We start from the raw sequence: 12169 nt of genomic DNA on the forward strand, positions 1-12169 counted from the left end.
CCCAGCGCTCCAGGAGGTCGTCGCTCCGTCCTCGCTGACCGTTCTTCCGTGCCGGAAGCGCCGAGTACATCGGGAACCCTGATGAGGACCGGGAGGCCGAACGCGTCGACCGGGTGCCCTCGGCCCGCGTCCCACCCGGTTCTGAGTGGTTGGCTCGATGGGGCGGAACCGAGGAGTGGAGACTGAGAGAGCGAAGCGACGAGACCGGCGCACGGTGTCGGTCGGGGCGGTCCGGAGGAGGCCGATCCGGTCGGCTGATGAGGATTTCGCGGGAGAGTCGGTGTCCCTCCGCCTGGGGGCTCGTTCCGCACCGCGCCAGTGGTGGGCGCACGGCCCGCTCCCCCGCTCCGGCAGGGCCTCCCCGCCGCCGGGACGGCGGGCATCGACCACCGCGTGCCCGTAGAGGCCCGACAACGTCGCGGAGGAGATCACCCCGTGGTCGGAAAGAGACGCGTCGGGGTTTTCCCTCCCTTCTTCTCCTTTGACAGCGGACCGCCTCCGATTTCTCACCCGGAGTGACAGAATGCCGCCGAAAATCAGGGACCCGGCCATCAGAGCGCGCCGTTTCGGACCGGAGAAGCGAATTCCGGACCGCCGTACCGAGGACCACGGCAACGCCGTTCCCGAACCGGAGGTCTCCGCAATTCCGGAGGCACGGTGGAACTCGCCCCGGCCGTGCACGCCCCCGACACCCGAGGCCGCGGCCGTGTCCACCGGACCGTTCACGGTATCGCCCCGACCACCGGAAGGATCGGCGGTTTCGGGAGGAGGCCGCCTGCCGGGCGGGGCCGAACGGCATTGGTGAGCGTGCCTACACCGGGCCGCGACCGCCTGCCGGGCACGGCGTCCGCCACTACCATTCCTGGATGTACGCGCTTGACACCCGCGTTACCGGTGAACTTTCGGGGGAAGAATTCCTCGCCGGGTACGGCGGCAACATCATCGAGCGGAACAGATTCGTCGCAACGTTCCCAACCTGATGTCGGGAGCCGGTCCGGACTCGTTTCCGGACCGGCTCCGACGTCAGCTCCGGGCATCGCGTGAGAGGGAAGGACGGGAGCACGTGACAGAAGGTCGGGGGCCGACCCCAGACGTGGACAGCGCCAGACGGGTGCTGGAGATACTGCTCCTGTTCTCCGAGGAGCGTCCGACTCTCAGCGTGGAGCAGATCGCCGACGACACCGGCATCCCGGTCTCTTCCGCCCGCCGGTTCGTCGCGCTGCTGCGGGAACTGGACCTGGTGGAGGAGAACGGCGGCGGCGCCTACGCGCTCTCCCCGAGAATCCTCCTGCTGTCCCGAAGCGTCGAGCAGGCCCTGCGGATTCCGAAGGTCCTGCGTCCGCTGGTCGAGCAGCTCTCGGAGGTCACCGGTGAGACCGCGCTGGTGATCCGGCGCGTGGGCGACTACGCGACCTGTGTGGAGATCAGCCAGACCGAGCACGCCATCCGCCTCTCGTTCGCTCCCGGCCAGGCCATGAGCCTGCACCGGGGGGCGGGCCCCAAGGTCCTGCTGGCGGCCATGGGGGAGGACTGGGCGTCGCGCTACTTCGACCGTCTCGAACCGATCCCGCCGCTGTCGGAGCGCAACATGGTTCTCGCGGAGATTCCCGACATCGTCTCGCGGGGGTGGGCGATCAGCGCGTCGGAGGTGGACGAGGGGGTCTGGGCGGTGGCGGCGCCGATCACGGTCGCCGACAAGGTGATCGCCTCGGTGGCGGTCGCCGGTCCGCACTTCCGGATCGACGAGAAACGCGCCGACTTCATCCGTGAGCAGGTGGTCGCCGGTGCGGCGGAGATCTCGCGCTCGCTGAGCACCTGGCGGAGCTAGGACCTGCCCGGTGGACCGGTGCCGCCCCTGACACCGGGGCCCGGCACACGGAGAACGACCGCTGGTGGCAACGCCACCGCGAAGCAGCGCAGAGGAGAACCTTCCGTGACCGTCAGAACCGCTGTGGACAAGGCCCTCTGCTACATCGTCCGCGGCGGCGAACTCCTGGTGTTCCGACACCTCGGCCACAGCCCCGAGGAGGTCGGTGTCCAGGTGCCCGCCGGTACCGTCCGCGCGGGCGAGTCCCCCGAGGACGCCGCACTGCGTGAGGCGCGGGAGGAGACCGGACTCGACGGGTTCCGCCTGGTCCGCAGGCTCGGGAAGACCACCTACGACATCACCCCGTACCGGTTCGAGGTCCAGCACCGCCACGTCTTCCACCTCGCGCTGGACGGCGATGCGCCCCGCCGCTGGCGCAGCCGCGAGCACCACGACGGTACGCGCCCGCCCACCGAACTGGAGTGCTTCTGGATCCCGTTGGAGCACGGGCACGTCCTCCAGTCGGGCCAGGGCGCCCTGCTGGGTCGGCTGTGGGAGTAGCGCTCCCGGTTCCGGGGCCAAAAAAGGAGGACCAGTACCCCACCGCCCGCTCACCGCGGCGCTGAGCGGAAACGGGTCGGGCAGCACGGAGGGCACGACGGTCGTGCGCACGTCGACGACCGTCCGCCGCAGACCCTACGGGAGGTCCTTCCGCGAGCCGACCGATTTTCCGGAGCGCTGTCGCCGTCGGGAAACCACTGGGCGGGAAGCAGCTTCCGTGGAATGCTCCGCATATGGATCTCCTCGCAGTCCTTCCGGCTTTCCTGCTCGCCGTCGTGTTGATCTCGGCGTCTCCGGGACCGGCCATGGCGCTGATCTTCCGGCGGGCCGCGCTCCGGGGGTTCCGGCCGACCGTGGCGACGGTGCTGGGACTGGAACTGGGCATCTACCTGTGGGCGCTGGCCGCCGGGGCGGGGCTGGCCGCGCTGGTGGCGACCTCGGAGACCGCCTACCTGGTGCTGCGGGTCGCGGGGGCGGCCTTCCTGGTCTACCTGGGGGTGCGCTCGTGGATCGCGGTGTTTCGCTCCGGGGGCGAGGACGGCGGTACGGCCGACTCCGCCGTGCCGGGCTCCCCGCAGCCCCGCGGATCGGCCGCCAGAGCGTTCGGCGAGGCCCTGGCCGTGCAACTGGCCAACCCGAAGGCCGCGGTGTTCATGTTCGCCTTCTATCCGCAGTTCGTCTCACCCGACCAGCCGCTGCTGCGGACGACCGCGCTCCTGGCGCTGCTCCAGGTCGCCGTGGAGACCGCGCTCTACCTGGGTCTGGCCGCGGGTGTGGCACACGTCGGCGCGTGGTTCCGCCGTCCGGTGGTCCGCCGCCGCCTCGAAGCGGTCACCGGGACCGTGCTGATCGCGCTCGCGGGGCGGGTGGCGTTCAGCCCGCGCTGACCGGGGAGGCTCAGGACGGTTCCGTCCCGCCCCGCCCCTGGTCGCAGCCCCTCTCGGAGCGGGGCGTTCGGCCCCTCACGGGGGAGTGCCGGCGGCCCCGCTCGAACCCGTGACGGTTGCCCGGCGTACCCGTGGGTAGCGACGACGGGCAGCGGAGCAGAGAGTGGAAGGGACAGCGGTGGGTCAGGCAAACATCTTCGTGATCGGGCTGGACGAGACCAACCTGGACACACTCCGGCACCTGCCGAATCTGGCGGAGTACCGGATCCATCCCCTGCTGGACAGGGCGGAGTTGCAGGAGGGCGCGACGATCCCCGTCGCCGACCTGCTCGCCAAGGCCCAGAAGACCCTGGACTCCTTCGGAGGAAGCGTCGACGCGGTCGTCGGCTACTGGGACTTCCCGGTGAGCACGATCGTGCCGATCCTGTGCGCCCGCTACGGGCTGCACGGCCCGAGCCTGGAGTCGGTGGTCAAATGCGAGCACAAGTACTGGAGCCGTCTGGAACAGCGGAAGGTGATCGACGAACTGCCCAACTTCGCGCTCGTCGACCTCGACGACGACCCGCGTCCTCCCGGGGGGCTGCGGTTCCCGATGTGGCTCAAACCGGTCAAGTCGTTCTCCTCGGAACTGGCCTTCCACGTGGCCGACGAGGAGGAGTTCCACGCCGCGGTCGAGGAGATCCGCGAGGGGATCTCCCGCGTCGGCGAGCCCTTCGAGTACATCCTCGACCAACTCGACCTGCCCCCGGAGATCGCCGACGCGGGCGGTCGGGCCTGTCTGGCCGAGGAGGCGCTCACGGGAGTGCAGGCCGCGGTCGAGGGCTACGTGTACAACGGCGACATCACCGTGTACGGGGCGCTGGACTCCGTCAACTACCCCGACTCCTCGGTCTTCCTGCGCCACCAGTACCCCTCGCGGCTGCCCGAGCATGTGCTGCGGCGGTTCGACGACATCGCCGAGCGGGTGATCGGGCAGGTCGGACTGGACAACGCGACCTTCAGCATCGAGTTCTTCTACGACCCCGAGACCGACGAGGTCAACCTGCTGGAGATCAACCCGCGGCACTCGCAGTCGCACGCCGAACTGTTCGACTACGTCGACGGCGCGCCCAACCACCACTGCATGGTCAGCCTCGGGCTGGGCCGCGACCCGGACCTGCCACACCGCAGGGGCCCCTACCGTCTGGCCGCCAAGTGGTACCACCGGCGGTTCGCCGACGGCGTGGTGCGGCGCGCCCCCACCCGGGAGGAGATCGAGCGACTGGAGCAGGACCTCCCCGGGGTGAAGGTCGACCCGGTCGCCCAGGAGGGGCGGCGGCTGTCCGACCTGGTCGGGCAGGACAGCTACAGCTACGAACTCACCCACGTCTTCGTCGGCGCGGACAGCGAGGAGGAGCTGCGGGCCAAGTACGACCGCTGTGTGGCGTCGCTGCCCTACGAGTTCGACTGACCGACCGGTTCCCCGCCCGGAGAGGAGGAGAGGCCCGCCCATGCGCACGGTCACCACCCTGCCCCACGACATCAGGGAGGAGGAGCACGTCCGGATACCGATGTCCGACGGTATCCACCTGTCGGCCCGGATCTGGCGGCCGACCTCCTCCGACGACGACCCGGTCCCGGCGGTGCTGGAGGCCATCCCCTACCGCAAACGCGACCTCACCTCCGTGCGCGACTCCGTCCACCACCCCTACATCGCCGGGCACGGCTACGCGTGCGTGCGGGTGGACCTGCGCGGCACCGGGGAGTCGGAGGGCGTGCTGGTCGACGAGTACCTGGAACGGGAGCAGCGCGACATCGAGGACGTGCTCGCCTGGATCGCCGTCCAGCCGTGGTGCACGGGGCGGACCGGGATGATGGGCATCTCCTGGGGCGCCTTCACCGCGTTGCAGGTCGCCGCGCGCCGCCCGCCCAGCCTGCGCGCGATCGCCATCGCGTCGTTCACCGACGACCGCTACGCCGACGACATGCACTACATGGGCGGCTGCCTGCTGTCGGACAACCTGGCCGAGGCGGGCACCATGTTCGCCTACGCCACCTGTCCGCCCGACCCCGAACTGGTGGGCGACCGCTGGCGGGACATGTGGCTGGAGCGTCTGGAGCACAGCCGCCCCTGGGTCCTGGAGTGGCTGCGTCACCAGCGGCGCGACGACTACTGGCGGCACGCCTCGGTCTGCGAGGACTACTCGGCGGTGCGCTGCCCGGTGCTGGCCTCCAGCGGCTGGGCCGACGGCTACTCCAACGCGGTGACGCGGCTGCTGGAGAACCTGGACGTGCCGCGCAAGGGGCTGATCGGCCCGTGGTCGCACAAGTTCCCGCACCTGGGGCAGCCCGGCCCGGCGATCGGCTACCTCCAGGAGGTGGTGCGCTGGTGGGACCACTGGCTCAAGGACGTCGACAACGGGGTGATGGACGGCCCCGTACTGCGCGCCTGGATGCAGGAGAGCGTGCCGCCGTCCACCTCCTACGAGGAGCGTCCCGGCCGCTGGGTGGGCGAGCCGACCTGGCCGTCCCCGCACATCACTCCGACGACCTTCCCGCTGGGCGGGAACCGTCTCGCCGCGCCCGGGGAGACGGTGACCGAGACCGGGCTGACCGTGCGCTCGCCGCTGTCGGTGGGCCAGTTCGCGGGCAAGTGGGCCTCCTACAGCGCTCCGCCCGACCTGCCCTACGACCAGCGGGAGGAGGACGGCGGCTCCCTGGTGTTCGACAGCGGGGTGCTCACCGAGCGGGTGGAGATCCTCGGCGCGCCAACCGTCGAACTGGAGTTGTCGGTGAGCGAACCCGTCGCGATGGTGGCCGCGCGACTGTCGGACGTGGCGCCCGACGGCAGCGCCACCCGGGTCAGCTACGGGCTGCTCAACCTCACCCGGATGGACGGCCGCGACGACCCGGAGCCGTTCGTTCCGGGGAGGCGGTACCGGGCCACGGTGCGGCTCAACGGTGTGGCGCAGGCGTTCCCGCCGGGGCACCGCATCCGGCTGTCGCTGTCCACCTCGTACTGGCCGCTGGCCTGGCCGCCGCCGCGGCCCGTGCTGCTGACCGTGTACACGGGGTCCAGCACGCTGACGCTTCCGGTCCGTCCGACCAGCGAGTCCGACGAGGTGGTGAAGGACCCGTTCGGCCCGCCCGAGGGCGCGCCGCCGTTGTCGACCACCCGGCTGCGCCCGGCCGAGCAGCGGTGGCGGGTCTCACGTGACCTGGTCGACTACCGGTCGGCGCTGGAGATCGTCAAGGACACCGGAACGGTGCGCTACGAGGCGGTCAACCTCGACGTGAGCCGCCGCGCCGAGGAGTGCTACGAGTCGGTGGCCGACGACTTCACGTCGGCGCGCGGCGAGACGACGTGGACGATGGAGTTCCGCCGCGGCGACTGGAAGACGCGGACCGTGACCCACACCGCGCTGAGCTGCACGGAGACGGAGTTCCTGGTGTACGCGACACTCGACGGCTACGAGGGCGAGCACCGGGTGTTCTCCCGCCAGTGGAACGAACGGCTGCCCCGCGACCACGTCTGAGCCGCCCCGCGGGTCCGGGCGCGGTCGGCCGGGGGAGTTCCCCCGGCCGACCGCCCGACGCCCTCCGGCCGCTCGCGTCTCCCCGATCGGCCTCGTTCACCAGGGCAGCGGCCTCCGCAGGGCGTCCAGATGGGCGCGCCACCGCTGTGCCCGCCGCTCGGCTCCCGGACGCACCGGGCTTCCGACCCACTCGGTCACCACGCGGATCCCGTGGAGCGCGTTCACCAGCCAGGTCTCGCATCCGTGCAGTCGGGACGGGGTCGCGTTCCGGGGGCGGACCGCGACCCCGAGGTCGTGGGCGTGCTCGACGAGCAGCCCGGCGGTGACGCTGGGCAGGACGTCCAGGTCGGGGGACGGGACACAGAGGTCGTCCCCCTCCCACCACAGCAGCGCACTGGTCGTCGACTCGGTCAGCACACCGCTTTCCGTGGTCAGCAGCGCGTCGTCGGCTCCGCCCCGGATCGCCTGCTCACGCACCTCCGCCAGCGCCGACAGGTCCGGCCCCTTCACCCGGGGGTGCTCGCGCGGGTCGGCGCCGTCCCAGCACAGGACACGGACGCGGGTGCCGCGGGTCGGCGCCGGGCGGAGGAGCAGGTCCAGGCGGGGCCGCTCCCCGCCGGTCAGCTCGACCCGGGGAAACCAGTCGCCCTGCCGGGGCAGCGCGGCGACCATGTCCGCCCAGAACCCGTCAAGGGTCCGCCGGTCGAGTCCGCCCCGCTCGGCGCATGCCCGGCCGAACCGGGACCGGTGCCGTTCGATGGCCCGGACCTCGCCGTCCGCCACGAGCCAGGAGTCGGCGGCGACGACGGGCAGCCCGTGGTCCTTCTCCTCCCGCAGGCCCGTGTCGGGGGACCAGGACAGGCGCCGGGAGAGCGCGATGTGCGGCGCCATGGTCAGTACCGTCCGCCCGGGTTGGTGGCGGCCCCGGTGCGGGGGCCGTAGGGCGCGTACTCCAGCCAGGCGCCGCACGCCGGGACCAGGGGGGCCAGCCGGGCCGCCACCGACTGCCCGAGTCGGCGTGTGCGGCTTCTGGGCCGCAGGTGGTCCAGTGCCACACCGGCCGCCCTGCTGTTGAAGACCGCCGCCTCACGGCGCTGGTGCGCGAAGCGGTCGACGGCGGTCTCCCGGGTGCCGGGCTGTTCGAGTGCCTCGGTGACCGCCGAGGCCGCGGCCACCGCGTCGGCGATCCCGCTGTTCAGCCCGCGGGCTCCGAACGGCGGGAAGAGGTGGCAGGACTCGCCGACCAGCAGCACCCGCCGGTTCCGGTCGGTGAACGCCTCGGCGACCACCTTGAGGAACCGGTACCGGGACACCCACAGCAGGCGGTCGGCGTACCTGGCGGGGACCACGCGCGCCATCCACCGGCGGACCGCGTCCTCGCTCGCGTACTCGTCGGGATCGTCGTCGTCCTTGCACTGGAGGTCGAGTTGGAAGCCGCCCGCGAACGGCACCCTCATCACGCTTCGTCCGCCGAGGCCGGGATGCTCGTAGTGGAAGACGCGCTCCAGCGGAAGCGGATCCGCCGCGTCCTCCTCGACGTCCACCACGACGTGGAAGGCGTTGGACCGCTCCCCCCTGAGCTCGATCCCGAGGGAGCGGCGGACCCCCGACCGGGCACCGTCGGCGGCGACCACGTAGTCGGCCCGCCACTCCGCGCCCGCCGCGGTCCTCAGTCGCACCTCCTCGGGCGTGGTCTCGACCTCCACGACCTCGGAGTCCCAGGCGAACTCCACCCCCGCGGCGCGGCACTCGCGCATCAGGTGCCGCTCGGTCTCCACCTGGCGGAGACTGGTGAAGGGAGGCACGCTCCCCTCGGGCGGCGGCGGATAGGTCCGGCAGAAGACCTCCCGTCCCCGGTACAGGGTGCGTCTGGTCGACCAGACCACCCCGTGGTCGGCGATGCTCCTCGCCACCTCCGGGCGGATGCGTCCGAGAAGCTGCAACGACTCCCGGTGGAGGAAGAGCGCTCTGCTCCCGGGACGGACCCGGTCCTCGGACTCGGCTTCCAGCACGGTGACCGGCAGTCCCGAGCTCCGCAGCGCCAGCGCCGCCGTGAGCCCCACCGGCCCCGCCCCGACGACCAGGACGGGACGGCGCCCTGCACTATCCAACCCAGTGTTCATGTCTGCCTTTCTCACGCGGCCCTCCGGTGGGGTCCGGGAGGGAGGACGGCCCCTCCCTCCCGGACCGCGGTCAACCGGCCACCGTCTCCCGGTCGATGACGGGAAGGGTCCCCTCCTCGAACATCCTGCGGATCTGGACCCGCTGGATCTTCCACGTCGACGTGCGCGGCAGGTCGGTGAACCGCACCTGGACCGGCTCGGCCAGGGGCGGCAGACCGTGGACGGCCTCCTTCCAGCGCTCCGTGTCGAGGGGCGCGTCCCGACGGGTGGCCACGACGGGGACGGGCTCACCGGAGGGGGAGGCGACGATCACGACCTCCAGCAGCTCGTCCAGCCGGGACAGCAGCACGTCCTCCAGTTCGAGGTTGCTGTCGACGCTGTCGATCTGGTCGATGTCGCGGTCGGTCAGGAAGAGCATCCCCCACCGGTTGAGGTAGCCCATGTCGCCCAGGCGCCACCAGGAACCGTTGAGCTGGCCCCGGTAGCGCTCGTCCTCCCCGAGGTAGGTGAGCACCCGGCCGCGGCTGCGCACCTCCAGGTGGCCGGTGCGTCCTCTGCGCACGGGCCTGCCGTCCGATCCGACGACCCGGACCCTGATGAAGCCGGGGAGGGGGATTCCGACGCAGCGGCCGTCCGTGGTCTGCGCGCTCTTGGACGTGTACCACCATCCCGAGATCGGACCGGTCTCACTCTGCCCGTAGAGCTGCACCATCAGCGGGTTCTTCCGGCGGGAGGCGCCCAGCAGCCGCTGGATGGTGCGCGGGTGGATGGCGTCGAAGGTGGTGCTGTAGTAGCGGACGCTGGCGAGGGGCGCCCCGGGGGCGTCGACCAGGTCCTCCCACTGGATGAAGTTGTTGGGATGGGTCTCGACCAGTCCGGGCCGGGTGCGGGTGAAGATCGGTCCGACGGAGTCGGGTTCGGGGTCGACCAGGATGTCCATCGGGTTGCCGTAGTTGACGAACACTCCCAGGGAGTGGAAGAAGCGGGAGTGGACGAAGGACATGCACAGCGCCACCCGCTCCCGCCCGCGCACCGGCCAGGCGATGGCCTGCTGGGGCAGCAGTCGGTGGAAGAGGGTCTGCGCGGTGTGCACCATGAGCTTGGAGACGCCGGTCGTCCCGGAGGTGTGGGTGATGAGCGCCGGCTGGCTCGGGTGCAGCCGCACCGGGGGGCGGCGGGGGGCGGCGTCCAGGTCGGTCAGGGAGCGGCCGGAGGCGTGTGCCCTCGTCCCGGCGAGGAGCACGCCCGAGGTCAGCTCGGACACGGCCACGCCCCGCAGGTCCCCGTCGAGCTTGTCCGCGTCGGTGACCAGCCAGGGGCGGTCCAGCCGCCGCAGGAGTTCGTCGACGATCTCCCCGCCCAGCGCGGGGGACAGCGGAACCGGGACGGCGCCGATCCGGGCGGCGGCGCACACGGTCAGGGATATGTCGAAGTTCGCGCCCTTGTAGACCGCGATCCTCTCCGTGGGGCGGACTCCCGCCTCCCAGAGGCGGGCCGCGAGGTCGTCGATGATGTCGGCGAGGTCCACGTAGTTCAGGTCGGTCCCGCGCTCGGGGAAGGTGTCGAGCGGCCTGTCCAGGGTGACGGGGACGCCGCCGTGGCGGGCCGCCGCCCTCTCGAAGAGCAGGCCGAGGAAGAAGGCGCGTTCGGGGAGGATTCTCTGCAGCATGTCGGTCCTAGTCCGGTAGTCGTCTCGTCGGGGAGGGGGAGGGGAAGTCCGGGGGCCGGTACCTGTCACCACGTGCCCTGGCGGACCCGGAAGCGCTGGATCTTCCCGGTCGCGGTACGCGGAAGCGCGGCGACCACCTCGACGCTCCGGGGCACCTTGAACGCGGCGAGTTCGGCTCTGGCCCGGCTGATCAGTTCGGTGGCGAGTGTCTCGGGGGAGGGCGACGACGGTTCGGGGACGACGAACGCGCGGAGTCTGCTCGCGCCCCGCCCGTCGGTGACGCAGGCGACGGCCACCTCCTTCACGCCTGGGTGGGCGCCCAGGACGTGCTCGATCTCCAGCGGGGAGACGGTGATCCCGCCGACCATCTCCAGGTCGTCCGTACGCCCCAGGTGGGTGTAGGTCCCATCCGGGTTGCGCACCGCCCGGTCCCGGGTGGCCAGCCAGCCGTCGACCAGGGTCTTCGCGGTTTCCTCGGGGCGGTTCAGGTACTCGGCCATCACGCTCGGGCCGCGCGCCCACAGTTCGCCCTCCTCGCCGTCGCGGACCCGGTTGCCGGCCTTGTCGCGCACCTGGAGTTCGAATCCCCGGACGGGCCTGCCGATCGTCCCCGGCGTGTCGGAGTCGATCCCGTTGGCGCACATGGCGTGTCCGGCCTCGGTCGATCCCAACTGGTCGAGGACGGGGACGCCCAGGAACCCGGTGAACCGCTCGTGGAAGGGAAGGGTGAGCTTCTCACCCGCCGAGACGGCCGCTCTGAGGCTCGCGAAGGCGGACGGGTCGGTCTCGGCGGCCAGGTTTCCGTAGGCGGACGGCACCCCGTACAGGACGGAGACGCCGTGCCGCTCCACCAGTTCGGCCACCAGCGCGGGTTTGGGGCGTTCGGGGGTGAGCACCGCCGATCCGCCCGAGAACAGGGGGAAGACGAAGGCGTTGCCGAACCCGTAGGCGAAGAAGAGCTTGGAGATGGAGAGGGTGACGTCCTCGGGCCGCAGGCCCAGCCGCGGCTCGCCGAACGCCGCGTGGTAGAAGGAGGGGTCGCTGTGCCGGTGGACCGCGCCCTTCGGCCGCCCCGTGGTTCCGGAGGTGTACTGGACGTACAGCGGGGTGTCCCCGCTGACGTCGAGTGCGGGGCCGGGACTGTCGCGCCGTGCCGCGTCGACCAGTTCCGCGCCGCGCAGCACCGTGACACCGGTGAACCGCTCGGCGGTCTCCTCCCCCGCCACGACGTGGGTGACCCGCGCGTCGGCCACGATGAACTCGTGGTCGCCCTTCGGCAGGGCGGGGTTGGTCAGGACCGCGGTCGCTCCGAGCCGCGCGGTCGCGAGGAAGGCGACGGCCCAGGCGATCCCGTCGGGGAGGGCCAGGAGCACCCGGGTTCCCGCGGCCACCCCCCGGCCCGCCAGCACGGTGGCCGCTCGGGCCGCCAGGTCGTGCACCTCGCCGTGGGTCCAGACGTGGTCTCCCTCCAGGAAGGCCGGACGCGACCACCAACGGCGCGCACGGGCCTCCAGGTCCGCGGAGACGTTCACCGTGGTTCTCCTCTCGTGTGGGCCGCGGGGGACGGTTCGGTCGGGGACGGGCCGTGCGGCACCGCGCACCGGAGG

10 protein-coding genes are annotated in these 12169 nt (G+C 71.7%); 6 read left to right on the plus strand and 4 right to left on the minus strand.

Going from position 1 to position 12169, the window contains the following annotated elements:
* The first annotated feature begins 515 nt into the window (after positions 1-515).
* From NI17_RS24745 to NI17_RS19280, 6 genes are all read left to right on the plus strand, one after another.
* Positions 516-980 (plus strand): hypothetical protein, encoded by a 465-nt coding sequence (locus NI17_RS24745; protein ID WP_084012612.1) that lies wholly within the window; start codon positions 516-518, stop codon positions 978-980.
* Positions 981-1063: 83 nt separating this feature from the next.
* A complete protein-coding gene (locus NI17_RS19260; RefSeq protein ID WP_243597548.1) occupies positions 1064-1828 on the plus strand; it encodes an IclR family transcriptional regulator in 765 nt (254 codons plus the stop codon).
* Between the two features lie 105 nt (positions 1829-1933).
* Positions 1934-2368, plus strand: coding sequence for an NUDIX hydrolase (locus NI17_RS19265; RefSeq protein ID WP_068691505.1), 435 nt, complete (start codon positions 1934-1936; stop codon positions 2366-2368).
* 233 nt (positions 2369-2601) lie between these two features.
* Positions 2602-3255 carry a LysE family translocator gene (locus NI17_RS19270; protein ID WP_068691504.1) on the plus strand — a complete coding sequence of 218 codons (654 nt, stop codon included), beginning with the start codon at positions 2602-2604 and terminating at the stop codon, positions 3253-3255.
* A gap of 178 nt (positions 3256-3433) precedes the next feature.
* Positions 3434-4705: an ATP-grasp domain-containing protein gene (locus NI17_RS19275; RefSeq protein ID WP_119268174.1), complete on the plus strand. Its 1272-nt coding sequence runs from the start codon at positions 3434-3436 to the stop codon at positions 4703-4705.
* A 40-nt stretch (positions 4706-4745) separates the two neighbouring features.
* A complete protein-coding gene (locus tag NI17_RS19280; protein WP_068691502.1) occupies positions 4746-6770 on the plus strand; it encodes a CocE/NonD family hydrolase in 2025 nt (674 codons plus the stop codon).
* A gap of 96 nt (positions 6771-6866) precedes the next feature.
* Here NI17_RS19280 and NI17_RS19285 read toward each other — a convergent pair whose 3' ends face one another.
* The 4 genes from NI17_RS19285 to NI17_RS19300 all read right to left on the minus strand — a co-directional run bounded on the left by NI17_RS19285 (position 6867) and on the right by NI17_RS19300 (position 12094).
* Entirely contained in the window at positions 6867-7661 is a 795-nt protein-coding gene (locus NI17_RS19285; RefSeq protein WP_068691500.1) for an aminotransferase class IV, read from the minus strand.
* 2 nt (positions 7662-7663) lie between these two features.
* Positions 7664-8893, minus strand: a complete 1230-nt coding sequence (locus NI17_RS19290) for an FAD-dependent oxidoreductase (protein ID WP_068691498.1) — start codon at positions 8891-8893, stop codon at positions 7664-7666.
* Positions 8894-8963: 70 nt separating this feature from the next.
* A complete protein-coding gene (locus NI17_RS19295; protein ID WP_068691496.1) occupies positions 8964-10562 on the minus strand; it encodes a class I adenylate-forming enzyme family protein in 1599 nt (532 codons plus the stop codon).
* 65 nt (positions 10563-10627) lie between these two features.
* The gene (locus NI17_RS19300) at positions 10628-12094 is read right to left on the minus strand and encodes an AMP-binding protein (RefSeq protein WP_068691494.1); all 1467 of its coding nucleotides are present in this window, start codon (positions 12092-12094) and stop codon (positions 10628-10630) included.
* Positions 12095-12169 lie beyond the last annotated feature (75 nt).

Origin of the sequence: Thermobifida halotolerans (assembly GCF_003574835.2) — a bacterium.
Taxonomy (GTDB): domain Bacteria; phylum Actinomycetota; class Actinomycetes; order Streptosporangiales; family Streptosporangiaceae; genus Thermobifida; species Thermobifida halotolerans.